At 61.4% G+C, this 23,161-nt stretch carries 18 protein-coding genes and 1 pseudogene; 7 read left to right on the top strand and 12 right to left on the bottom strand.

The features are described from left to right. The first annotated feature begins 171 nt into the window (after positions 1 to 171). Together AC6I6L_RS10620 and hisH are read left to right on the top strand one after the other, a co-directional pair. Positions 172 to 774 carry a uracil-DNA glycosylase gene (locus AC6I6L_RS10620; protein ID WP_497917731.1) on the top strand — a complete coding sequence of 201 codons (603 nt, stop codon included), beginning with the start codon at positions 172 to 174 and terminating at the stop codon, positions 772 to 774. Positions 775 to 883: 109 nt separating this feature from the next. Continuing rightward, positions 884 to 1,546 carry an imidazole glycerol phosphate synthase subunit HisH gene (gene hisH / locus AC6I6L_RS10615; protein ID WP_497917730.1) on the top strand — a complete coding sequence of 221 codons (663 nt, stop codon included), beginning with the start codon at positions 884 to 886 and terminating at the stop codon, positions 1,544 to 1,546. A gap of 368 nt (positions 1,547 to 1,914) precedes the next feature. Here the strand turns inward: hisH and AC6I6L_RS10610 are convergent, their stop codons facing one another. Beyond that, entirely contained in the window at positions 1,915 to 2,793 is an 879-nt protein-coding gene (locus tag AC6I6L_RS10610) for a CPBP family intramembrane glutamic endopeptidase (protein WP_497917729.1), read from the bottom strand. A 1,136-nt stretch (positions 2,794 to 3,929) separates the two neighbouring features. On the opposite strand from AC6I6L_RS10610, the gene AC6I6L_RS10605 reads away from it, so the two are divergent. Next, positions 3,930 to 5,129 carry a Cdc6/Cdc18 family protein gene (locus AC6I6L_RS10605; RefSeq protein ID WP_497917728.1) on the top strand — a complete coding sequence of 400 codons (1,200 nt, stop codon included), beginning with the start codon at positions 3,930 to 3,932 and terminating at the stop codon, positions 5,127 to 5,129. A 68-nt stretch (positions 5,130 to 5,197) separates the two neighbouring features. Here the strand turns inward: AC6I6L_RS10605 and AC6I6L_RS10600 are convergent, their stop codons facing one another. After that, on the bottom strand, positions 5,198 to 5,554 hold the full coding sequence (locus tag AC6I6L_RS10600) for a hypothetical protein (protein WP_497917727.1): 357 nt from the start codon (positions 5,552 to 5,554) through the stop codon (positions 5,198 to 5,200). A gap of 195 nt (positions 5,555 to 5,749) precedes the next feature. Here AC6I6L_RS10600 and AC6I6L_RS10595 point away from each other — a divergent pair, with 195 nt between their 5' ends. Then, on the top strand, positions 5,750 to 6,868 hold the full coding sequence (locus tag AC6I6L_RS10595; RefSeq protein ID WP_497917726.1) for a tRNA (guanine(26)-N(2))-dimethyltransferase: 1,119 nt from the start codon (positions 5,750 to 5,752) through the stop codon (positions 6,866 to 6,868). A 26-nt stretch (positions 6,869 to 6,894) separates the two neighbouring features. On the opposite strand, the gene AC6I6L_RS10590 is transcribed toward AC6I6L_RS10595, so the two are convergent. After that, positions 6,895 to 7,101 carry a hypothetical protein gene (locus AC6I6L_RS10590; protein WP_497917725.1) on the bottom strand — a complete coding sequence of 69 codons (207 nt, stop codon included), beginning with the start codon at positions 7,099 to 7,101 and terminating at the stop codon, positions 6,895 to 6,897. 181 nt (positions 7,102 to 7,282) lie between these two features. Between AC6I6L_RS10590 and AC6I6L_RS10585 the strand changes: the two genes are divergently transcribed. Then, entirely contained in the window at positions 7,283 to 8,602 is a 1,320-nt protein-coding gene (locus tag AC6I6L_RS10585) for a YihY/virulence factor BrkB family protein (protein WP_497917724.1), read from the top strand. A gap of 202 nt (positions 8,603 to 8,804) precedes the next feature. Here the strand turns inward: AC6I6L_RS10585 and glnA are convergent, their stop codons facing one another. Then, a complete protein-coding gene (gene glnA / locus AC6I6L_RS10580) occupies positions 8,805 to 10,160 on the bottom strand; it encodes a type I glutamate--ammonia ligase (protein WP_497917723.1) in 1,356 nt (451 codons plus the stop codon). A gap of 126 nt (positions 10,161 to 10,286) precedes the next feature. On the opposite strand from glnA, the gene lrp reads away from it, so the two are divergent. Further along, entirely contained in the window at positions 10,287 to 10,748 is a 462-nt protein-coding gene (gene lrp, locus AC6I6L_RS10575; RefSeq protein WP_497917722.1) for an HTH-type transcriptional regulator Lrp, read from the top strand. A 170-nt stretch (positions 10,749 to 10,918) separates the two neighbouring features. Here the strand turns inward: lrp and thsB are convergent, their stop codons facing one another. The 5 genes from thsB to AC6I6L_RS10550 all read right to left on the bottom strand — a co-directional run bounded on the left by thsB (position 10,919) and on the right by AC6I6L_RS10550 (position 17,218). Beyond that, positions 10,919 to 12,577 (bottom strand): thermosome subunit beta, encoded by a 1,659-nt coding sequence (thsB, locus tag AC6I6L_RS10570; protein ID WP_497918198.1) that lies wholly within the window; start codon positions 12,575 to 12,577, stop codon positions 10,919 to 10,921. 414 nt (positions 12,578 to 12,991) lie between these two features. Beyond that, positions 12,992 to 13,588, bottom strand: a complete 597-nt coding sequence (locus AC6I6L_RS10565; protein ID WP_497917721.1) for a chorismate--pyruvate lyase family protein — start codon at positions 13,586 to 13,588, stop codon at positions 12,992 to 12,994. After that, positions 13,585 to 15,129, bottom strand: a complete 1,545-nt coding sequence (locus AC6I6L_RS10560) for a class I adenylate-forming enzyme family protein (protein WP_497917720.1) — start codon at positions 15,127 to 15,129, stop codon at positions 13,585 to 13,587. Before AC6I6L_RS10560 ends, AC6I6L_RS10565 begins: the two co-directional genes overlap by 4 nt. Before the next feature lie 115 nt (positions 15,130 to 15,244). After that, positions 15,245 to 16,081, bottom strand: coding sequence for an ABC transporter permease (locus AC6I6L_RS10555; protein WP_497917719.1), 837 nt, complete (start codon positions 16,079 to 16,081; stop codon positions 15,245 to 15,247). Positions 16,082 to 16,108: 27 nt separating this feature from the next. Further along, positions 16,109 to 17,218 carry a glycosyltransferase family 4 protein gene (locus tag AC6I6L_RS10550; protein WP_497917718.1) on the bottom strand — a complete coding sequence of 370 codons (1,110 nt, stop codon included), beginning with the start codon at positions 17,216 to 17,218 and terminating at the stop codon, positions 16,109 to 16,111. Positions 17,219 to 17,430: 212 nt separating this feature from the next. On the opposite strand from AC6I6L_RS10550, the pseudogene AC6I6L_RS10545 reads away from it, so the two are divergent. After that, a pseudogene (locus tag AC6I6L_RS10545) lies at positions 17,431 to 17,721 on the top strand (zinc ribbon domain-containing protein); the annotation flags it as partial. Between the two features lie 109 nt (positions 17,722 to 17,830). On the opposite strand, the gene AC6I6L_RS10540 reads toward AC6I6L_RS10545, so the two are convergent. The 3 genes from AC6I6L_RS10540 to AC6I6L_RS10530 all read right to left on the bottom strand — a co-directional run bounded on the left by AC6I6L_RS10540 (position 17,831) and on the right by AC6I6L_RS10530 (position 23,039). Further along, entirely contained in the window at positions 17,831 to 18,796 is a 966-nt protein-coding gene (locus AC6I6L_RS10540; protein ID WP_497917717.1) for an ABC transporter ATP-binding protein, read from the bottom strand. A gap of 94 nt (positions 18,797 to 18,890) precedes the next feature. Beyond that, complete coding sequence (locus AC6I6L_RS10535) at positions 18,891 to 20,981, bottom strand: alpha/beta hydrolase family protein (protein WP_497917716.1); 2,091 nt, start codon at positions 20,979 to 20,981, stop codon at positions 18,891 to 18,893. An 18-nt stretch (positions 20,982 to 20,999) separates the two neighbouring features. Further along, positions 21,000 to 23,039, bottom strand: coding sequence for a S9 family peptidase (locus AC6I6L_RS10530; protein ID WP_497917715.1), 2,040 nt, complete (start codon positions 23,037 to 23,039; stop codon positions 21,000 to 21,002). Positions 23,040 to 23,161: the final 122 nt, after the last annotated feature.

Genomic DNA, 23,161 nt, shown 5'->3' with positions numbered 1-23,161 from the left:
AGCACCGCAGCCGAACGAAGTGAGGCGAGGAGCACAGCGAGGCCCCCGACTCGATCGTCGAGGGGCTTTCTGTGTCGTCGTCTCGGTTGCGGCCGTCAAACCGACTCGATCGCTTGCACACCTTCGTCGAGACCCGAAAGACGTAGGAGGTGGCCGTCGGACCCTCTGGGTATGGGAACGATGGAGGACCTTCGGGTCACCGCCTGCACCCGGTGTCCGGAACTCGTCGAGTGTCGCAGCCAGATCGTCAACGGCACGGGTCCCGAAGACGCCGACGTGGTGTTCGTCGGCGAGGGACCGGGTGCAAGCGAGGACGAGCAGGGCGAGCCGTTCGTCGGTCGCAGCGGCTCCGTACTGGACGAGCAGCTTCGCATCGTCGGCCTCGATCGAGAGACCGTCCGCATTACCAACTGCGTGCGCTGTCGGCCGCCGGAGAACCGCGACCCGACGGGCGAGGAACTCGAAAACTGCCGGGAGTATCTCGAAGAGGAGATCAGCCGACTCGATCCCGAGGTGATCGTCACCCTCGGGAAGGTCCCCAGCGAACACCTGCTCGATCGATCGGTCGCGGTAACGAAGGAGGCTGGAGACGTCGTGGATGTCCGAATCGAGGGGACGCCGCGACGAGTACTGATCTGCGTCCACCCGGCAGCGACGCTGTACGATCGCAGCCAGGAAGACACCTTCCAGACCGCGCTTGGCCGGGCGGCGGAGTTGGCAGGGGTCGACGGCAGCGATAACGGAAGCGGGCAGACTCGACTCGACGGATTCTGAGCTGAGCGATCGCGACGGGTTTTGAGGTGTGCGATTCCAACGGGTTCTGAGAGAGGCGATCGATTGCTCGAAAGGCAATACACTTCACACCGCCGGACCGAGTACGCGTATGAGCACGGTCTCGTCCGAACAGGAGCAATCGATCGCCTCCGTGGTGATCGTCGACTACGGACTCGGAAACTTGCGTAGCGTCACCCGCGGGTTAGAGCGTGCGGGTGCCGACGTGGAGATCACCGACGACCCCGAGGCCTTCCACGCGGCCGACGGCGTGGTGCTCCCCGGCGTCGGGGCGTTCCGCGAGGGCGTCGAGAACGCCGACCCGCTGCGCGAGGACCTCCTCGCGGTAGCGGAGGCCGGGACGCCGCTGTTTGGTATCTGTCTCGGAATGCAGATGCTACTGACCACCAGCGAGGAGGGGGAAACCGACGGCGACGCCGCAGTACAGGGCCTCGACCTGGTCCCCGGTACGAACGTTCGCTTCGCGGAGGGCCAGAAGGTCCCGCACATGGGCTGGAACGAGCTTTCCGTCGAGCGCGACCACCCGCTCGTCGAGGGCGTCGATGGCGAGTACGCCTACTTCGTCCACTCCTATTATGCGGTTCCGGACGACGAACACGCAACCGTCGCGACCACCGACTACGAGGTCGAATTCCCCTCGATCGTCGCCAACGAGGACGGCACCGTCTTCGGAACGCAGTTCCATCCCGAAAAGAGCGGTGAGACGGGGCTGCAAATTCTGCGAAACTTCGTCGAGATCTGTGCGGAAGAATAGTCGACCGCGAGCGACCGACGGGAGCGAGCGGCTTTTTTTGGTCCAGATTTTTGCCGTGAGCGGTCGGCACCGCCGACCCGAACGGTAAAAAGGTGGGTGTGTGAGACGGGGCTGCAAATTCTGCGAAACTTCGTCGAGATCTGTGCGGAAGGTAATTGAGCGCGATCGACCACCGGGAGTGAGCGACGCTTTTCGTTCTCTCATCGAACGGGGAGAGTACTGGTTAACGATAGGGGTCAGCGTAGATTTTCGTACGTCCTAATGTGAAAAATTTTTCATATGTTGAAATCCGCGTGCAAGACTTAGAGGCTGAGTTCAGCAGACAGAAACCGTGCGAATCACAGGCTCAAAATAAGGACTTCTCTGCGTTAGTATCGCGCTGCCGTGCCAGTTGCCTCCGACCCGGGTGAGGAAAAACTCATTATCCCATGGCGTAGGACGATAAGAAGTGTCAGAACGAGCATGGCTATTATAAACGCTTGCCCACCGATGTCGGATTCGATTGCGGGGAACGCCCATAATGCCCAATTGAACGATGCATGGAGCAGGATCATCGGGGCGAGGCTCCCTCCTGTGTTCTGGAATACCCACGTCATGACCACGGACAGGAGCGTTATCGTGATCAGAAAGCCCACAAGCGGGCGCTGATAGTACAGCGTCATAGAGGGCATGTAGAACCACGGCAAATGCCAAACGCCCCATACAATCCCCAACCCGAGACTACCTGCTAACGCGCCGAATCGGTCGATCAGCGGATCGAGTGCGTACCCGCGCCAGCCGAATTCCTCCTGAAGGGGCCCACCGAGAAGCAGAACGTAGACGAATGCGATCGGGAGCACATATGCTTCACCCGCCCACGGAAATGTCGGTTCAACCCCCCAGACAACGGCGACACCCAGTGTTCCAACGGCGAATGCTGGGAACAGCACCAGTGCAGGTACGAACCACCGTCGGGGAAATGAAAAGTCAATGGCTCGCTTAAGGAGACGGGTGGCGCCGCGCCGTCCAGTATGCAGATACACGAGTACAACAGCAGCCACTGTAGGACCGAACGCCCCGATCTCTGGGATCAGGGTGATCCCCACGATCAGGTCGTCTATCACTGTGATTCCTGTCTCAGTTCCCGAAGACACGGCGACCCTTGGGAGCCACACCGCCCATGAGAAACCAAATGTGAGTACAAAGAATAGAACGAGCTGCTTGGCTCCGGTGTTCGGAGTTTTGTTGGTCTCTGGAGACGATTTCATCGAATGGAATACAAATTGACTATAAAAAACATTTTTGATATTCTGAGCTGGACACTTCGAGTCGGCTTGATGATAACACCCGTGGGACGTTCGCGCTGTGTATTCGTCAGCGAATGTATGTCAGCCACTAATGAGTATTGGTGCGAAGCTGTGGATTGTTTTGCAAACCCTACGAGAGTGGTGAGAGAGACACACCCCGGAGTGCCGCTGTATGGGTTCGGGAGAGCGTGTTTGGTCGGTGATTTCGACCGAATTGGGGTCTTCGTCTCCTCGAGATCGATCGATTTCCTGAATTGATTGGACCGATCGACGCGAGAAAGACAGCAGTATTAAATAGTACTACTGTGTGAAAGTTCACTAAGTCTTCGAACGCATTGCTGTTCGATCGCGATCGAACGCAGATTGTCGTTCCACTCGATACGAACCATCCAGCGTTTTCGGTTTCTCGTACTCGGTAGCTGGTGAGCTATCTCGTATTCGATCGCTGTCGAGTCGGTTGACTGCTGTTGAATCGGTCGCCTGCCGTTGAGTCGGTCGCCTGTGGGGTAGTTGGAGTTGCCAGATGATAGCCTGGCTTCGGTCGTCACGCATGGCTGTCTTTCCGCCGGGGACGTACCGACACCGTCCGGCCGAAGGCCTGCCATACGTTCCAACGGGGGATGTGCCGGACCCCCCACGACCCCCAGTTCAACTCCACCACAGCCCCACACGCATACAGCGGCACTCCGGGGTGTGTGTCTCCCACATACAGCGGCACCGAGGGGTCCAAACCGATCGGTTCGATTCCGATGGAAATCGTTTTGTAGCTATACAGCGGAACTCCGGTGTTGCGCTCGCGATCGGTCCGAAACCCGATCGTGACACGGAGAACCCAGGGTCGTCCGATACAGCGGCACTCTGGGGTTACTGCGTTCTGTGCGGCAGCACTCCCGGATCACAACCGTGCTACACAGCGGCACTCCGGGGTCGCAACCGTGCTATACAGCGGCATTCCGGGGTCGCAACCATGCTATACAGCGGCACCGAGGGGTGTCGAACTGACCTTTCAGCGACTCTACGGCGAAGAACACAGCTATACAGCGGCACTCCGGTTCAGAACCTTTAAGTTACGATCGTGTGTCGGTTCGGATAACTGAATGTCGGATTCGATGGACTACTTCGGGACCGAACACGAAATCTTCCAGAACAAGGAGCTGTTGCAGGTCTCGCACCTCCCCGATGGCGATCGGATCATCGGTCGCGAGGACGAACTGACGAACCTCGCGAACGCAATCAAACCAGCGACGCGCGGTAACACGCCGAACAACGTCCTCGTCTACGGGAAAACGGGGACCGGCAAATCGCTGTGCTCGAAGTTCATCACGAATCAGGCGATCGAACGCGCGAAGGGTAACGACGTCTCGATCGGCGTCGCGTACGTCGACTGCCTGCAGGAGTCGACGGAGACCCAGGCCGTCCAGTCAGCCGCCCACCGACTCAACGACAGGGACGAGACGGGCATTTCGATCCCTCACTCCGGCCTCAGCACGGCCGAGTACTACCGGCGACTGTGGCGGATCGTCGACACCCGCTACGACGTCGCGTTGATCATCCTCGACGAGGTCGACAAGATCGAAGACGACGACATCCTGATGCAACTTTCGCGGGCGGTCGAATCCGGGAAACTCACCGAGAGCACGGTCGGCGTCATCGGCATCTCGAACAAGGTCCGGTACAAAGACTCCCTCGACGAGCGAATCAAATCGAGCCTCTGTGAACGCGAGTACGTCTTCTCACCCTACGACGCCGGCCAGATCCGAGAGATCCTCCGATCGCGCTCCGATGCGTTTCACGAGCACGTCCTCGACGACGGCGTCATCGCTCGCGTGGCCGCACTCGCCGCGCGCGAACACGGCGACGCCCGCAAGGCGATCGACATTCTCCGGTTTGCCGGCGAAATTGCCGAGGAGAACGATTTCGATTCCGTCACCGAAGACTGCGTCGACCAGGCCCACGAGCGCGAAGAAACCAGCCGGCTCGCGGAACTCATCTCCAAAAGCCCAAGTCATGCGAAACTGGTTCTCGAGGCGATGGCGCTGCTCACCCAGCAACAGGACGGCGACGACGTTCCCGTGACGACGAACGAAGTGTACGAACTCTATCGTCGGCTCTGTGAGCGCGACGGCTCCGACCACCTGAAACTCCGGCGCGTCCGGGACATCCTCTCCGAACTGGAATTTCTCTCGATCATCGACCAGGAGCGCAAGTGGGCCGGCAAGGGGAAAGGAAATTACATGGAAAATCGGCTGATCGACGATCCGACGGTCATCATCGCCGCCTGCAACGAATCCGAGTAGGGACCGAGTTGTCTGAGTAGGGACCGAGTTGTGCAAATAGCGATCGAGTTACCCGCGTAGCGATCGAGTTACAGCAGTTCTCGCACGTCGGAGTACCACATGTCGTGGTAATCGACATGGCCGACTCGGCGCGCGACCGCGACGGCGATCGTGTGCCAACAAAGCTCGGTCGGATCCTCCGAATCGAGGTTGTACTCGCTGTCCTTGCACGTACAGCCGCCGTCCTCGACGATGTACTCGTCCTCGTAGCCGACGACGATCGTAAAATCACGGTAGGCCTTCACCCGGTTTTCGCTGACCGCCTCGATTGCCTTCGCACCCCGATCGCCGTGGACGCGCGTGATCTGTTCGACGACTTCGGGCGTCAACTCGCCCGTCTCTTCGAGGGTTGCCTGCCAGCGATCGACGGGTGTAGCCTCCGGCACGATCGGAACTGTGTCCCGAACTGTAAAATCCGTTTGGTTGTCCGTCGGTGACTATGCTGCCGCCCAAAAATACGCGATCGTGAACGCTTCGAAAGTCCCACCCTGGCAGATGGTCTGCCGGCGACAGTGAGCGGATTGTTTGCCTCGGCTGGCGGAGACCACGCCGTTTTTCGATCTCCACCGACGAGAGGGGGTATGCGCGTCACCGAGGGCGGCGTCGAACTCGAGGTGCCAGGCGAGCAGACCGAAGGCGTCGAGGAGGCGGTGTTCTACAACCCCCGACAGGAACTGAACCGCGATCTGACGATCGCCACGCTCCGGGCGTTCCGCGATCGGGAGCCTCGGGCCGAATCCTATCTCGATGCAATGACCGCAAGCGGCATTCGCGGGGTGCGCGCGGCGGCCGACGGCTGGGACGTCACCTGCTGTGATATCGACGAGGCGGCGATCGATCTCGCACGCGAGAACCTCGCGCGAAACGACTGCGAGGACGCGACCGTCGAACACCGAAACGTCAACGCCCTCATGCACGACGATCGTTTCGACGTGATCGACCTCGATCCCTACGGGACGCCGATGCCCTTCGCCGACGCTGCCTTCGCGAACTGTCAGGACCTCGTCTGCGTCACCGCGACCGACACCGCGCCGCTGTGTGGGGCCCACTTCAACAGCGGCGTTCGATCCTACTCCGCCGTTCCGCGAAACACGGAGTATCACCCCGAAATGGGCGTCCGGATCCTCCTCTCGGCGCTCGCCCGTAGTGCCGCCCGGTTCGACGTCGGCGTCACCCCGATCCTGACCCACGCAACCAGCCACTACGTTCGGACCTACCTCGAACTCGAGCACAAAGCGACCTCGGCCGACGCCGCGATCGACCAGCTCGGCTACATCACTCACTGCGAGGACTGTCTCTACCGCGAACACGAGTCGGGATTGATCGCGGCTCCGATCGATCGCTGTCCGCACTGCGGCGGCGAGCGCCTACTCACGGCGGGTCCGGTCTGGCTCGGACCCGCACACGATTCCGACTTCGTCGCCGCGGTTCGCGAGGAAATTCCGGATTCCTTCGGCACCGCGGAGAAGGCCCGATCGCTCTGTCGAACGCTCGAGGACGAACTCGATACACCGACTCACTACGACCAGCACAAACTCTGTCGAAACTGGGGCCTGCCGGCCAACGCGATGGACGAGTTCCTCGCCGATCTTGACGGTGCGGGCTACGTCACTTCGCGGGCCCACTACGGCGGCACGACGTTCAAAACGGACGCGACCGTCGGTGAGATCAAGACGGCGACCGAGGATAATCTCACGTAGTCTACGTTACGATCGGCTCAGCGCCATTAGTCGTCGTCACGATCGGCATAGAGCCGAAGTAACCCGCATTCGGGACAGCAGACCCCGTCGACGCTCGCCGTCTTTCCGACACCGAACTTCCCGAGGATACCGTCTCGCGGTCCGGTCTGGATCGAAAGCTCGTATCCCCCGCTCGTCTGGACCGGAACCGACTCCATTCGGACGCCACAGTCGGGGCAGCGGTATTCGTCCATACTCGTGAACAGATCGTGCATCCAACAAAAAATCTCTGTACCTGCTGTACCGTTGGACATCGTTGCTTCGGTTGGACATCGTCGCTTCGGCTGGATATCGTCGCTTCGAAACCGGCAGGCGTCTCCCTCCGTGCCTGTAACGCGCGATCACATATTTGGCCGTGTCCCGAATAATAGGCACGTGATCGATTACAGACAGGGAGTCGCGTTCACGCGGCAACTCGTCGATTTTTCCAGGCGAGAACAGCTACCGCTGCTTGCGGCCGGGGTTGCCTTCTACGGGTTCATCTCGCTCGTCCCGCTCATGCTGCTCACCGCCGCACTCGCGGCCTCGATCGGCGGGGAGGCACTCGCGGCCCGGGTGACGGCTGCGGCCAGTGACATCCTCACACCGTCGGCACAGGAACTGCTCGCGGAGACGATCGTCGACGAGGCTGGGCGAACGGGTGCGACCGTCGTCGGGATCCTCGGGCTTCTCTGGGGATCGAGTCGCGTCCTGTGGGGGCTCGATCAGGCCTTCTCGCTGGTGTACGGGACCGGTGCCTCGAAGACGGTGCTGGATACGATCTGGGATGCAACGATCGTTTTCGCGGTGATCGTACTCGGTCTAACGCTCGTCGGTGCCCTCGAGATCGTGATCCGAGTGGTTCCGCTCGTCGGTGTGACCGTCTTCGGCCCACTGCTCGTCTTGCTGGGACTGGTCGCGACGTTTCTACCGCTGTACGTAATCTTTCCGGACGTGGATGTCAGCGTCCGTGAGGCACTTCCCGGCACCGCTGTGGCCGCAGTCGGCTGGTACGCCCTGAGTCGAACGTTCTCGGTGTACGCCGGTTTCGCGGGGGAGTACGCCGTCTACGGCGCGCTTGGTGCCGTCTTTCTGGTCCTCATCTGGTTGTACGCCGGGGCGATCGTCCTCGTCTTCGGGGCCGTACTCAACGCGGTCCTTGCCGATCGTGAACTGGATCGGCAGCTACAAAGTCCCCGCGCACGACAGTTTTCGACAGAAGCGATGACCGACGACGCTACGGGTGCCGACGAGGGTGACGCCGAGAGCGCCGCGGCCGACCGCGACGGAAGCCGCGAGCCGCCGAGTGACCGATCGAAATCGAGCGCTCGCACGCGCGATCGATCGGCCGATCCCGAAGCACTTCGCGAGGAGATCGAACGGCTGCGCGATCGGATCGACGACTTCGAAGAGGGCGTCGAGCGTCGCACCGTCGACAAACCGTCCCTCGAGAGCGAACTCAAACGCTACGTCCGCCGGAAGATGTGGCGCGGCCACGCCCACGGCTGGGGACCGTACCTCGTGTTGCTCTACGGAACGGCGATGGCGATCGCGGCGTTTTATTTCCTGAACGGCGGATGGGCCATCCTCGCGATGTTCGTCGTCTGGACGTCGACGCTCGGGGTCTACATACTGATGGTGCTCCTCGGTGCCGGCATTTCGGTGCTCGGCATCCCCGGTCGACTGCGCGATCGAATCAGCGACTGGCGGTCCTGACGACTGGCGTTGCAGTGGCTGTTGACTCGCTACGGTGTTCACCTCATTCTTTGTATACGTACAACCCAATTGCATCCGGGCCGGACCGAATCACGACAGCGGATTGAGTCACAGCGTTGGTAGAAGGGGGCGCAGGGTAGCGGTGTTGCTCGCAGGGTTCGGGTCGCGACGTTCCTCAGTCGCGACGTTCCTCAGGCGCTGTTTAGAACGTTTCGAGGTAGCGATCGAGTTCCCACTGGGAGACGTCGATGAGGTACTCCTCGAACTCCTGGCTCTTGGCTTCGACGAACTTCTCACCGATGTGCTCGCCGAGGGCGCTGTAGATGATCTCGTCGTCTTCGAGGGCGTCGACGGCTTCCCCGAGGTTCGTCGGCAGCGTCTCGATGCCGTACTCGTCGCGTTTCTCCTCGTCGAACTCGTAGATATTCTCGCGGACCGGGTCCGGCGCGTCAAGGTCGTTCTCGATCCCTTCCAGCCCGGCGTGGATGAGCGCCGCGAGCGCGAGGTACGGGTTACACGACGGATCCGGGAAGCGCGCTTCGATGCGCGAGGCCGCCGGGACGCGCGCGGCCGGTTTACGGATCAGCGCCGATCGGTTGCGATCGGACCAGGCGACGTAGACGGGCGCCTCGTAGCCGGGGACCAGGCGCTTGTAGCTGTTGACGGTCGGATTGGTGACGGCCGTGATCGCGGGAGCGTGTTCGAGGATGCCCGCGAGGAACGAGTGGGCGGTCTCGCTCAGGTCGAACTCGTCGTCGCCGTCGTGGAAGGCGTTCTCGCCGTCCTCCGTGAACAAGGAGAGGTGGGTGTGCATGCCCGAGCCGTTGATCTTCGGGATCGGTTTCGGCATGAAGGTTGCGTGCTGGCCGTGCTGGGCCGCGATCGCGCGGACGACGGTGCGGAAGGTGCCGACGTTGTCGGCCGTCGCGAGGGCGTCGTCGTACTCGAAGTTGATCTCGTGTTGGCCCTCTGCGACCTCGTGGTGGCTGGCTTCGATCTCAAAGCCCATCTCCTCGAGACCGTAGATGATGTCGCGGCGAACGTCGCTCGCGAGGTCTTTCGGCGCGAGGTCGAAGTAGCCACCCTTGTCGCCCGTCTCCGTCGTGGCGCGCCCGTCCTCGTCCTCCTCGAAGAGGAAGAACTCGGGTTCGGGAGCGGCGTTGACCGTATAGCCCATCTCGTCAGCACGTTTGAGAGCCTCCTTGAGGACGTAGCGCGGGTCGCCCTCGAACGGTTCGCCCGTCGACGTGTTGTAGACGTCACAGATCATTCGGGCGGACCCGCCCTCTTCGCGGTCTCGCCACGGGAGAACGGCGAAGGTATCCGGGTCCGGAACCAGACGCATGTCCGATTCCTGAATACGGACGAAACCCTCGATCGAGGAACCGTCGAAGTAGATTCCGTCAGTAAACGCCTTTTCGGCCTGTCGTGCCGGCACCGAGACGTTTTTTACGGTGCCGAGAATGTCGGTAAACTGGAGTCGAAGAAAGTCGATATCCTTCGCATCGATCTCGTCGAGTACGGCCTCCTCTGTCGCAGTTATGTTTCCGCTTGTCATCTTTCTCGTCGGGCTATCCAAGAATCTCTGCTACTAAAACCCTACTGCTCTGAGCAATTCTTCGGTTGGTCGGTTGGAATTGGATATTCGTAAACTTCTAAAGGCTCGAGTGAGTGGCTAGACCTGATGACGTACGAAAATCTCGATGCAAAGCTAGTGAATGCACTTCTCGGGGACGGCCGGGCGAGCCTCCGGAGCCTCGCGGAAGAACTCGACGTGTCCGTTACGACGGTCTCGAACCACCTCTCGGATCTGGAAGAACAGGGTGTTATCCACGGATATACTCCCCGAATCGACTACGATGCGGTCGGATACGACGTAACCGCTGTTATTCAGTTGCAAGTCGAGGGGAACGCTTTGCCGGACATTACGGACACGCTTCGCGAACACCGACAGATGACCAGCGTCTACGAAGTGACCGGCGATTACGACGTGATCGCCATCGGGAAGTTCAAGGATACGGACGGTATGAACGACCAGATCAAACAGTTGTTGACCGATCCGGACATCAAAGCCTCGAACACCAGCGTCGTTCTCAACGCCGTCAGCGAAAACGAGCAGTTCGAACTCGACGTCGACGATACCTGATTCAGCGGTTCGTAATCGACGGTCGCTCACCGACTGTTCTCCGACTGCTGACTCGCCAGCCGTCGCTCTGGCCGTCGCGTTCGCCTGTCAAAAATGCCGCAGTCGGAATCGATTGCGCTGCGAGCACAGCGTGTCGGTCAGTAGTGGGTGTAGGCAATCCTGAACGGCGGTTACATCATGCCGCCCATGCCGCCGCCCATGCCGCCCATGCCACCAGCACCGCCGGGTGCGCCGCCTTCCTCGTCGCCACCTTTGTCCGTCGACAGATCGCCGGCGGAGATGATGTCGTCAATCTTGAGGACGAGGTTCGCGGCCTCGGAGGCGGAGGAAACCGCCTGCTCTTTGGCGTGAGCCGGTTCGACGACGCCGGACTCGAAGGTGTCTTCGACGTCGCCCGTGAAGACGTTGAGGCCCGCGGTCACGTCGCCGTCGTCGTGAGCCGCACGGAGGTCGACGAGGGTGTCGATCGAGTCGAGACCTGCGTTCTCGGCGAGGACGCGCGGAACGAGTTCGAGCGAGTCAGCGAACGCTTCAACGGCCAACTGTTCGCGTCCAGACACACTGTCGGCGTAGTCACGCAGTCGCGAGGCGAGTTCGACTTCGATCGCACCGCCGCCGGCGAGGACGCGGCCGTCGGAGACGGTCTGGGCGACGACGTCGAGGGCGTCGTTGACGCCGCGTTCGAGTTCGTCGACGACGTGGTCGGTCGAACCGCGAAGCAGGAGGGTGACGCCGTGGGCGTCCTCGCCCTCGACGTAGAACAGCTCGTCCTCATCGTCGCGCGTCACGTCACCGAAGCCGAGGTCGTCTTCGGTCGCGCTGTCCAGGTCGGAGACAATCGACGCGCCGACGACCTCCTTGAGGAATTCGAGGTCAGACTTCTTCGCGCGTCGGACTGCGAGAATGCCCTCCTTGGCGAGGTAGTGCTGGGCGAGGTCGTCGATGCCCTTCTGACAGAAGACGACGTCAGCACCGAGATCGACGATCTGATCGACCTTGTCGCGAAGCTGTTTCTCTTCGCGGTCGAGGAACTTCTGGAGTTGATCGGGGTCGGTGACGGAGACTTCGGTGTCGACGTCGGCTTCCTCGACCTCGATCGCTTCGTTCAGCAACAGGATGTCCGCGTCTTCCGCCGAAGTCGGCATGTTGTCGTGAACGGGGTCCTTGTCGATGATGCCGCCCTCGAGCAGGTCGGATTCGCCGGCACGGCGGCCGGTCTGGGTCTCGATGTTGAGGAACTCGAGGTCGACGACGTTGTTGCCCTCGTCGTCCTCGACGGTAACCTGGCGGATCGCCTCGACGATGAGTTCCGCGAGATACTCCTTGTTGACCTCGGTGCCCTTGCCGGTCATCGACGTCTCGGCGACCGATCGCAGGAGGTCCTCGTCGTCGGTGTCGACGTCCTGTGCGATGTCGTCGATCTCCTCGCGGGCCTGCTCGCTCGCGAGGTGGAAGCCCTTGATGATCGCCGACGGGTGGATGTCCTGTTCGAGGAGATCTTCGGCGTTTTTGAGAAGTTCGCCCGCGATCGCGACGGCCGTCGTCGTGCCGTCGCCGGCTTCGTCCTCTTGCGTTTCGGCGACCTCGATGATCATCTCGGCCGTCGGGTTGTCGATGTCCATCTCCTGGAGGATAGTGACGCCGTCGTTCGTGATGGTTACCGACCCCATCGAGTCGACGAGCATCTTGTCCATTCCCTTCGGACCGAGTGTGGACCGAACGGCCTCAGCGACTGCGCGAGCAGCACTGATGTTGTAATCCTGCGCGTCCTTGTCCTTGACGCGCTGGGAGTCTTCGCTCATTACGATCATCGGCTGTCCCTGTTGCATTCGCTGACTCATAGTCGGCTGAAAGGTTGTTTGTGGTTCTATATAATTGTTTTGTTATTCGGGAGAGCGATCGATCCCGGACGTGGTTCCGAGACGGAGCAAAAGTCGCCCCACTGCGCCATGATTGTCGACAGTTACCACGGACGAACCGAATCGGGGATAGCGAACCGACGATCGATGAGAGGGTCTTTTTATATAGTGATTGGTAGCGGTACTCTTTCGAACGGTGTCCCACCTCGTCGAGTTGAGTCCACTACGACGTGAGTCAGAGAGAATCGGAGAACAGCGGTGGAGCCGGAATCTACGGTAAGATTGTCGGGCGATCGTTCGAGAGCGAGCTCGCTTGGGCCCCTCACAGACGAGACACTCCTACAGAGGCAGGCGCCTCGTAGACGGGTTCTCGAGAGAGTCGTCTCACAACCGCCTGTCGAGGTAAGATCTGAGGAACTCGTCGTACCCGTCTTTCGGAAGGAACTCTTCGATCTGCATGATCGTCTGGTCGTCGGTGTAGACGTGATATTCGCGTCGAAGGTATCGAGGTTCGACGCGGTCGATGAACTCGGGGACTGCGTTCTCGGCTGTTCCAACGAGCGAGAGATCGACCAGTTCCCGTCTGGTCTCGAGCGATTCGCGGCTGAGAACGTCACCGATTCCGATGTCCTGATCGACGAGTCCGCGCCGGATCTCGGCTTCGAGAGGGGCGAGGTGGACCGTCGATCGGGCCCAGACGAGCGGTTTGTCGTTTTCGGCCTGTTCTAAGACCACGTAGCGGTACAACACCGAGCCGTCTTTCTCCCGGCCGAGAATGTTCACCCTGACGTCGTCTCGGACCAGCGCACGCAACATGTCCGTCACTGTCCCGTCAGTCGCGAGCAGGAGGCGTTCGATCGGCGAGAGCAGGACGTCGGTCTCTCCCTCGAGCGCCCTGAGTTTTGCGTTGAACCCCATCGTCTCACTCACCGGTCGACGCTCGCGGTTGCGGTGGGTTTCCGCCCGGTTGGGTTTGTTCACTCATCGTCACGGAACTTGTACCGCATGATCTTGCCGCTCGGATTTCGCGGGAGACTGTCGACGAACTCGTAGGCCCTCGGGCGCTCGAAATCCGGTAGCGAGTCGCTGTCGAGACACCACTCGTCGAGTTCGTGCGCGCTCGATTCCTCGCTGACGACGTACGCTTTCGGCACCTCTCCCCAGTCGGAATCCGGAACGCCTACGACGCCGGCTTCCGCGACGTTCGGGTGTGCCTCCAGTACGTCCTCGACGTTCGACGGCGGGATGTTCTCACCGCCGCTGATGATCATGTCGTCGGACCGCCCGACGATGACCGTCTTCCCCTCCGAGGTACGGTAGGCCACGTCGCCGGTGAAAAACCACCCGTCGTGGATCGCGGTCTCGGTCGCTTCCGGCCGGTTCCAGTATCCCGAAAAGGTCGTCGGCGCGTCGGTGTGGACGATCAACTCTCCTTGTTCGCCAGTGTCGACGACCCGCTCCGGATCGTCCGAGTCGAATTCGACGATCCGCGTCGGCGTCAACAGGTTCGACGGTCCCGTTTCGACCGGGTCGCCGTCCTCGAGGAGATTCACCTGTGCAAGCGGCGCGTACGCCTCGGTACAGCCGTACTGGTTCGAGAGGAACTCGGGGTCGAACAGGTCGACGACGCGCTCGAATAGCGACGGATTCATCGGTGCGCCGGAGTAGGTCACGGTCTGGACGCTCCCGAGGTCACAGCGATCGATCGCTGCGGTGTCGGCCATCTTCTTGAAAATCGTCGGTGCCTCGTGTAGGGCGGTGATCTCGTAGTCCTCGATCGCCCGCACGCACGAGACGGCGTCGAAGTCCGTCACCGCGACGTACGTGCCGCTGAGGGCAAGCACGTTACAGAAGATGCCGTGCAGGCCGACGGTGTGATACAGCGGCATCACGCCGAGCATCCGCTCGCCCAGGCGAAACCCCTGTCCGAACGTGTTTACGAGAACGCGACTGGTGGTCGATCGATGCGAGATCTCGATCGCCTTCGGCTCACCGGTCGTCCCCGAACTGTAGTGAAGGAGACTCAGATCGTCGGGGGCGACATCGGCTGGCCGATCCATCGCCGGCCCGTCGCACAGCGACGGGTACTCGATCGCAAACTCCGGACGCTGGTTGCCAACGTAGACGAAGGTCTCGCAGGCGGCATCAGTGGCGACATCGACGACAGCGTCACGGACCGCATTGCCAAACACGACTACCGCGGGGTCGGCGTCGGCGAGGGTGTGGCTAACGCCACTCGCGGCGAGTCGGAAATTAAACGGGACTGCAACCGCGCCGAGGTACTGGGTGGCGAGAAAGAGCGCCGCGTGTTCGGGCCGATTTCGCAGTCCGATCGCGACGCGATCGCCCGTCTCGACGCCGAGGGCGGCGAGTGACTCGGCGACGGTGGCGACCCGTTTTTCGAGGTCGGCGTAGGAAAGTTCGTCTCCACTCGCCAGATCGACGATAGCGGTGCGATCCGGTGTCCGGCGGACCGACTGTCGAAATACCGACGGAAACGTCGTCTCGGACGAATTAACCATAAAAAAATTACTTACTCCAATAGCAAAAAAGCATTTCGATAACCTCTTTCACTGTCTAATAAACTCTGTTGTGAATGAGATAAATAGGTTGTTGTGAATGAGAGACACGGCTACCTCATACCTGTGGCGTCGCGTCGGTCGCCCGGCGGTACATCACGACCGCGATGGCACCCAACACGAGGTCGAGGACGACCAGTGCGACGACCGACGGCCAGAGGACGCTCCACACCCAGCCGTCGAGCATCAGCACCCGAACGGCGTCGACGGCGTAGGTCACCGGGTTCAGAACGCTGATCGTCTGGATCCATCCCGGAAGCAGCGAGACGGGAAGAAACGCCGTGCTCACGAACAGTAACGGCAGCGAAAGGAAGTTCGTGACGATGATGGTCGCCTCCGTGTTTTTTGTCAGGATCGCGATGATGTTCGAGAGCGCGAGGAACCCGACGCTAAACAGCCCGGTGAGCAGGAGAATTCCGAGTACGCCTGGAACCCCGGTCGTGAGCTGTGCGCCGAGGATGAGGGCGAAGACGAGGATCAACACCGTCTGGACGAGGATGCGGACGGTCTCAGAGAGGATCTTGCCGAGGAAGATGCTTCCCCTGCTCATCGGCGTCGCGAGCAGTTTGTTGAACACGCCGGTTTGCATGTCGTCGACCAGCCCGATGCCCGAGTTGCTCGAGGCGAACAGTGCCAGTTGAATAATGACCGCCGGCGCGAAGAACTCGAGGTAACTAATCGACTCGAAGGCGGGAAGTTCGGCGATCGCCTTGAACACCTGCGTAAACAGGACCAGCCAGATCACCGGCTGAGTCAGCGTCGACGAGACGACGAACGGGTTTCGGAGCGATCGCAGGGTAACCCGCTTGAAACTCGTCCAGACGTCGTGGGCGTGTCTGCGCCGTCCGGCGAGGCGATCGACGGTGGCTGTCGCGTACTCTTCTGAGGAACTCATCTCGATCGCACCTCCGGATGGGCCGTCTTAGCGTACTGTTGCTGCATCTTTGAGTGCCTCCGCCAACCTGTCTATCTGGGCTGGCTGTTTTCGTTCGAATCGCTCTGCGCGTTTCCGACCGCGGATCGCGAAACTCTCGTACACGTCGGGGTCGTCCAGTCGCTCGATCGCCTCGACCCACCGATCGGGGTTCTCGTGGTCTTCGATGAGCCACGCTGCCCCGCCGGCCGCCTCCGGCAAGCCGGCGCGGTGACTGGCGACGACCGGAATCTCGTTCCACATCGCTTCGAGGACGACGCGACCGAACGTTTCCCGCCAGACTGATGGCACGAGCAGCACCCGGGTCTGCGAGTAGACGTCCAGAATGCGAGGTTCGGTGACGTAGGTCACGTTCGGGACGTCCTCGAAGTCGGGTTCGTTCGGCGGCGTGATCGCCGCAAGCGGGAACGGGTCCGGCGTTCGCTCGAAGGTCTGCGCGAGGATCTTGATTCGTTCGCGGTCCCACTCGAGGTCCTCGTCCCTGTACCCGTACCAGCCAATTTTCGTCAGAAACTCCCGATCGGGGAGCGCCTCGGCGATCGATTTGAACGTAAAGCCGCCCTTGTGGCGAACCGGGTTGATCATCGAGACGTGATCGGACGGCCCGTCGGGCGTCGTGTAAAACTCGAAGTCGATATGAGGATAGACGAGCGTCGAATCCCTCCCCCAGACCTGACTGATCCACTGCTGGGTGTAGCGTGAGTTCGCGACGAGTCTGGTCGGAGACAACTCGGCGAAGACGTCTTCGTCGCCGTGGAGACTGACGACCGAAAGCACTGACGGAATGCCGAGGCGATCCGCCGCCTCGATTGCGATATCCGCCCATCCACCCTGGGCCAGTACGACATCGGGGTCGTGGCGCTCGAGTCGTCGTTCGATTCCGTCGAGCGGGCGGAGACCGGCTACTTCGCTGACCCGGTATCCGCCGATCGTCTCTGTTCGTTCGCGCTCGCCACGACAGACGATGCTGATCTCGATCTCCCGATCGGTGAGTTTCTCACACCAGTCTTTGACTGTGATATCGGCACCGCCCATCGTCCCGATCGGGTTCGAGACGCAGACGTAGGCGACGTGTACGGTGTCGTTCCCGCTCGCCATGGCTTATCGCCTTCTGAACGATATATTTTCACGAAGACTATTCCGTAGTTCTATCAACATGAGTAAACACTCAAGCTACAACTACTAATAATCTTTTTATTTTTCGACTGGTGAAATACTGCGGTGGTCTGGACAGACGGACGTCGCGCCGGTACGAACGGACGTCCTAATCGCCGCGGTCGACTGCTCACCGGGTTGGTCTGCTGTCGTCGGTGATCCCGGTGTACACCTCGAAGACGTGCCACTGTTGTGGAGAGCAGGGCTATCGCCCTGACCAAGCGACGTGCAAGTGTTCCAACTCGGAGTGTTGGGTTTCGGAGTACCACGCAGACATCAACGCCGCGCTCAATATTGCAGACCGCTACCTCAGCGGAGAGAGCCGTTCAAGAGAACACACGGGTGGCGATGACTCGGCTGAGGAAGGGGGCCGTTCGACCCGCCCGCAAGACAGCCAAGCCGATGCTGAAGCCCAGCAATTGACGCATGGAGCGTATGCGTCTTGAAACCTCAGGGTCGAATCGGTCGGCCCGAAACCCCATGGTGGGATTCACGCGACGTTAGGCGCGGGAGGAAGTCAACGTTCGTATACCGGCTGAGTGTTGCGTTCGCCAGTTACCGCTCGCTCGGGGCGACGGCGTCGTCGGTAACCGAGAAAAAGACGTCGTCGAGCGTCGGGGTGCTCACGGAAAACTCGGTCGGCGTAAGTCCGCTGTTTTCGAGTTCGACGAGGACGTCGGTGCTGATCTCCGTGGCTCGACGGGAGTTGATGCAGATGCCATCTTCGGTGATGCCGATCGATCCGTCGTCGTCGAGGATGTCCGAATTGACGAGGATGTCACGTGCACGGTGTCGGCCCTCGGCCGAAGTGCCGTCGAGTGAGATGTCTAACGTGTCGCCGCCGACTCGCTGTTTGAGTTCGTCCGGATCGCCGCTGGTGACGATTTCGCCATCAGCGAGGACGGCCAGTCGCGAGCAAAGTCGATCGGCCTCTGTTAAATACTGGGTCGTCAGGAAAATTGTCGTTCCCTGCTCGTTTATTTTTTCCAGGTGTTCCCACAGCCGGATTCGCGCCTCCGGATCGAGTCCCGTCGTCGGCTCGTCGAGAAACACCAGCGGCGGCCGGTGGACGAGACTCGTCGCGATGTCGAGGCGCTTTTTCATCCCACCGGAGAACGTTTTGGCCGTCTCGTCTGCGACGTCGGCCAGGTCGACCAGTTCGAGGAGAGTGTCGATCCGATCGGCACGCTCCTCCTGTGGGACGTGATAGGCGTCGCACATGAGTTGCATGTTCTCTCGGGCCGTGAGCAATCCGTCGACGTTCGTCTCCTGGGCGGTGTATCCGATCGACGATCGGACCGCGACCGGTCGTTCCTCGACGTCGAACCCGTTTACCGAAATCGACCCGGAGGTGGGCCGAAGCAGCGAGACGAGCAGTTTGATCGCAGTCGTCTTTCCGGCACCGTTATGCCCGAGAAAGCCGAAGAACTCGCCGTCCTCGACGGTAAAACTCACGTCCCGGATTGCGTGGTATCCGTCGTCGTACCTGAAGTCGACGTTGGAGACGTCGATCGCAGTCATCTCTAATCTATTCGATAGTACTTTTTATTGGTATTAGTCACTTTGGTATCAGAGCAAGTCTCGGACGGACTCGATCGCCGTCCGTACGCTTCGGTCAGGACGGCGAGTGGCTTCGGAACCACTGCTCGATCTGCTCGAGACGGTGGATATCGGCCGACGGATCGGTGAGGTGGTGTGGCTGGTCGGGGTAGACGGTGAGCCGCGTCGGAACGCCTCGCTTTCGTAGAGCGACGTACAGGCGCTCGGCCTGGGAGAGTGGGACGACTTTGTCGTTGCCACACGCGTTTAGTAGGGTGGGCGTTTCGATCGCCGCGACGTCGTCGAGAATCGATACCGCGCGGTTGCGCTCGGGATGTTCCCACGGAACCCCGAGGTCGTGTTCGTGCCAGTTGTGGAGCATGCTCGACCCAAATGCGGCTCCGTAGTCGTAGACGCCCCGCTCGAGTACCGCAGCCGTGAACGCGTCGGTTTTAGTCAGGACGTGACCGGCGAGATTCGCTCCCCGAGAGAAGCCGGTTAGAAAGAGCCGATCGGGATCGAACCAACCTCGGTCGACGAAGTGAGCGACTCCGCTCGCGATGTCGTCGGCGTCGAGAGTTCCCCACCGTCCGCGGATCGCCGAGGCAAACTCCTGGCCGTACGATCGGCTTCCGCGGTAATTGACGGACGCGACGACGTAGCCGCGACTCGTCCAGTAGCGATCTGCGAAGTCGTACTCGGGTTCGTCCAGCCCGGTGACGCCCGCGTGAACGTCGACGACGGCCGGACGTGGCTCCGGATCGTCGGGATCGAAATCGGGCGGGCAACACAGCAGCGTCTCGACGGCTTCTCCGTCGACGCTCTCGAAGGCGCGCCGCTCGAATGCTGGTGGGGTTCCCGGAACGGTCGACGCGGCGACTCGACTCGGCGGTGGATCGTCGTACCTGCGTTCGGATAAATCCTCGCGATCGATCTCGCACTCCTCACCCGCTGTGTTCTCGATCGACGCCGCATACAGCGACGGCCCCGCCCCCGGTCCGTCGATCCGCAGTGTGAGGGTGTCTCCGCCGACGTCGAGCGCCCGGAGCGTGCGATCGTCGCCCTGGCGATCGAAACACCACTCCACTGGGTGATCGTCGGTGTGAAAGCGGGCGAGACGCGTCCGTCCGCGATCGCTGACGAGGGCGAGCAACGTCGACGCTGAGGTCCACGCCAGGCTGTGGACCTCCCGAGACTGCCAGACGCCGATCGATCGATCGAGATCGGCAGAAAGCCGCTGGTACCCGTTTGCATCTCCATCTGCAGACACGACGCGGAGATCCGTCGGAACGTGCCAGTTTCTCGGCTCCTGGTTGATGAAGGCAATCTCCTCTCCATCAGGCCGCCAGCGGACCGTGTAAGCGGTTACGTCCGAGTTGGTAACGGTCCGCAAATCCTCGCCCGCGGCGGTGATCGTGTAGATGTCTCGGACGTAGGAGTCGTCGGGTCGACCGGTTCGATTCGTAAAGAACGCGATTCGATCGTCGACGGGCGACCAGACCGGTTGCATCCCGAAATTCGCGTCGAGCGCGCCGCCGCCCCAGGCGTCCGCCAGTTCGTGTTCGGTCCCCTCTACGAGGTCGACGACGATCAATCGATTCGTGGCGGGTGTCCGACCACACATCAGGTGCTTGTGCTGCAGGCGCTCCGTGACGATCGGTTCCCCTGCGGAGCCGCCGGATTGAGAACCGTCGGGAACGGCCGTTTCGACGACGAGCCGATCGCCCGCTGGTCCCCAGTCGTAGCCCTTGACACCAGTCTCGACGCTCGTTAGTCGGTGTGGTTCCCCGGAGCCGTCCGCGTCGATCGCCCACACCTGCGTGCGCTGCCGGCCACCGGTTTCGTCGCCCCGGTCTGTGGCGTCCGGGGCTGGCTCGCGTCGCGAGAGGAACGCCAGCTTCGAACCGTCGGGACTCCAGGCTGGTGCCCTGGCGCTCGTGGTTCGGGTCACTCGCCGCGGCGGTGTACTCCCGTCGGCCGGCGTGACGAAGATCGATTTGTACCACGTCTCGTCGTCGGTGACGCTCTTGACGACGTACGCGATTCGATCGCCGTCAGGGGAGACGTCGAGTGCGCCCGTAATCAGGTGCTGTTCGTCAAACGCGGTCGCCGAAAGGGATTCTCGTGCCATCGCAAACGCGGTCGCCGAAAGGGATTCTCGTGCCATCGTGTCGTGTTGTGGGGGCTATTCGAGACCAGGATCGTGCGTTTCGAACCACTCGGTGATCGTCCGAAGCCGGTGGACCTGCGTGTCGGGGTCGGTAAGGAAGTGGGGCTGGTCGGGGTAGACGACGAGTTTCGCGGGGACGCCCTGCTTTTTGATACTGACGAAGAGCCGTTCGGCCTGCGAGACGGAGACCATCAGGTCGTTCCCGCAGGCATTGACCAGCGTCGGCGTGGTGACGTTTCCGACATCGGGCAGGCTGGAGACGGCGCGGTGGGTTTCCGGGTCTTCCCAGGGAAGCCCGAAGTCCGTCTCGTGCCAGTTGCGGAACATGCTGGTCCCGAATCCGGCAGCGTAATCGTACGTCCCTCGCTCACCCGCAGCCGCCGCGAAGAGATCGGTCTGGGTGATGAGATACCCGGTCACGATCCCGCCGCGGGAGAAGCCGGTCACGAAGAGTCGATCGGGATCGCACCAGCCGCGATCGATCCCGGCCTCGATGCCACAAACGATGTCGTCGATGTCTTGCGTTCCCCAGTTGCCGCGGACGGATTCGGCGAACTCGCGGCCGTAGGACGCGCTTCCGCGGTAGTTTATTCGCACGACGATGTACCCCTGACTGGTCCAGTAGAGGTTGTCGAAGTCGTACTGGGGCGCGTCGAACCCGAGCGTGCCGCCGTGGAGGGCGACGATCGTCGGATGGGGATCGGGATCGTCGCGGTCGAATTCCGCGGGCAGGTAGGCGAAGGCATCGATCGCCCGCCCGTCGGTGCTCTCGAACGTGAGTTTCTCGATTCCCGGCATCGCTCGGGACTGTACGAGGTCTTCATTCGTCCGCGACAGTCGCGTACGCGGGTCGGGTTCCCCGGCCGCGGTATCTACGTCGTCGATCGACATCGCGTACACGTCCGGCCCGTCGTCCGGCTGTGAAAATCGCATACAGACGGTGTCGCCTTCGACAGCGAGGTCCCGAACGGTGGTGTACTCGTCTTGCCGCTCGAAGACGCGCTCCGTGGTTTCCTCGCTGGTCGAGATCCGGATCAGTCTGCTGCGGCCGTCGTCCCCGATGACGCCGAGCAGCGTCGCGTCGTCGACCCACTCGAGGTGGGGTTCGACGAGAAACCAGTTCCCGATCGATCGGTCCAGGTCCGGCGTGATACAGCGACAGGTCCCCTCGGGGATCGACGCGACGTAGGCGTCGTTGAGCACGTATCGGTTCCCCGGATCTTCGACGACGAACGCGAGCTGGTCGCCCGCTGGTCCCCACCGGAGGGCGGACGCGTGCACGTCCGAGTCCGTGGTCTTCCGGAGGTCATCGCCGTCCGGCGAGATGGTGTAGACGTCCCTGACCGCGGTGTCGTCGGGGTTCGGCGTCCGCGTCGAAAAGAACGCGATACGATCGCCGTTGGGACTCCACGACGGCTCCAGGCCGAAGGTCGGATCGACCGCGCCGCTCCCGTAGGCGTCGTCGAGCCGACTCTCCTCGCCGGTGTCGAGGTCGACGACGAAGAGGTAGCTCGTCACGTCGACGCGCTCGTGAAGCAAGTGTTTGTGCTGGAGTCGATCGATGACGATCGGTGCGTCGTCCGGCTGGGCCAGTCGTTCCTGCTCGCCAGGGGTCGGATCGTCGGCTTCGACGACGAGTCGATCGCCGTCGGGACCCCAGTCGAAGCTCTCGACGCCCGCGGGTCGCGTCGTAAGCTGTTTCGGATCGCCGCCGCGTTCGAAGTCGTACGCCCAGACCTGCATCCCTTCTGCGTCTTCGCCGTCCGGACTCGGGCCGCCACGGAGCGCGGCGTCGGTCTCCCGGTGGGCCAGGAACGCCAATTTGGTTCCGTCGGGACTCCACTGCGGTGACTGGGCGTTGCCGACGCGGGTGAGTCGCCGGGGTAACTCGCTCCCGTCAGTCGGAGCAACGTAGAGTGCGAACTGCCAGCGTTCGTCGTCGGGAACGGTCTCCTTGGCGACGAACGCCACGCGATCGCCGTCCGGAGCGAGATCCATCCGGCCCGTCACGAACCGCTGGCGGTAGAAATCGTCGAGTGTAACCTCGTCGCTCATGGCCTGCATTCGACACAGACGCCGTATATAGCTCACCGAGACGGTGCTTTCTGCCGGAAAATTATAAAATCCAATAATAGTTAGAACCGATTAATTTCCGGAAGCGATCCCGTCGGTCGGCC

Source organism: Halosolutus sp. DAT137, from assembly GCF_059736405.1.
The sequence above is the reverse complement of the archived record's forward strand: the minus strand, read 5'-3'. Positions and strand labels throughout refer to the sequence as shown.

Coding starts and splice junctions, on each gene's coding strand:
- AC6I6L_RS10535 (WP_497917716.1), bottom strand. CDS start 20,981: ATGGCACGAGAATCCCTTTCGGCGACCGCGTTTGCGATGGCACGAGAA.
- thsB (WP_497918198.1), bottom strand. CDS start 12,577: ATGCAACAGGGACAGCCGATGATCGTAATGAGCGAAGACTCCCAGCGC.
- AC6I6L_RS10590 (WP_497917725.1), bottom strand. CDS start 7,101: ATGGACGAATACCGCTGCCCCGACTGTGGCGTCCGAATGGAGTCGGTT.
- AC6I6L_RS10530 (WP_497917715.1), bottom strand. CDS start 23,039: ATGAGCGACGAGGTTACACTCGACGATTTCTACCGCCAGCGGTTCGTG.
- AC6I6L_RS10550 (WP_497917718.1), bottom strand. CDS start 17,218: ATGGCGAGCGGGAACGACACCGTACACGTCGCCTACGTCTGCGTCTCG.
- lrp (WP_497917722.1), top strand. CDS start 10,287: ATGACGTACGAAAATCTCGATGCAAAGCTAGTGAATGCACTTCTCGGG.
- AC6I6L_RS10610 (WP_497917729.1), bottom strand. CDS start 2,793: ATGAAATCGTCTCCAGAGACCAACAAAACTCCGAACACCGGAGCCAAG.
- AC6I6L_RS10555 (WP_497917719.1), bottom strand. CDS start 16,081: ATGAGTTCCTCAGAAGAGTACGCGACAGCCACCGTCGATCGCCTCGCC.
- hisH (WP_497917730.1), top strand. CDS start 884: ATGAGCACGGTCTCGTCCGAACAGGAGCAATCGATCGCCTCCGTGGTG.
- glnA (WP_497917723.1), bottom strand. CDS start 10,160: ATGACAAGCGGAAACATAACTGCGACAGAGGAGGCCGTACTCGACGAG.
- AC6I6L_RS10620 (WP_497917731.1), top strand. CDS start 172: ATGGGAACGATGGAGGACCTTCGGGTCACCGCCTGCACCCGGTGTCCG.
- AC6I6L_RS10560 (WP_497917720.1), bottom strand. CDS start 15,129: ATGGTTAATTCGTCCGAGACGACGTTTCCGTCGGTATTTCGACAGTCG.
- AC6I6L_RS10595 (WP_497917726.1), top strand. CDS start 5,750: ATGCGCGTCACCGAGGGCGGCGTCGAACTCGAGGTGCCAGGCGAGCAG.
- AC6I6L_RS10605 (WP_497917728.1), top strand. CDS start 3,930: ATGTCGGATTCGATGGACTACTTCGGGACCGAACACGAAATCTTCCAG.
- AC6I6L_RS10540 (WP_497917717.1), bottom strand. CDS start 18,796: ATGACTGCGATCGACGTCTCCAACGTCGACTTCAGGTACGACGACGGA.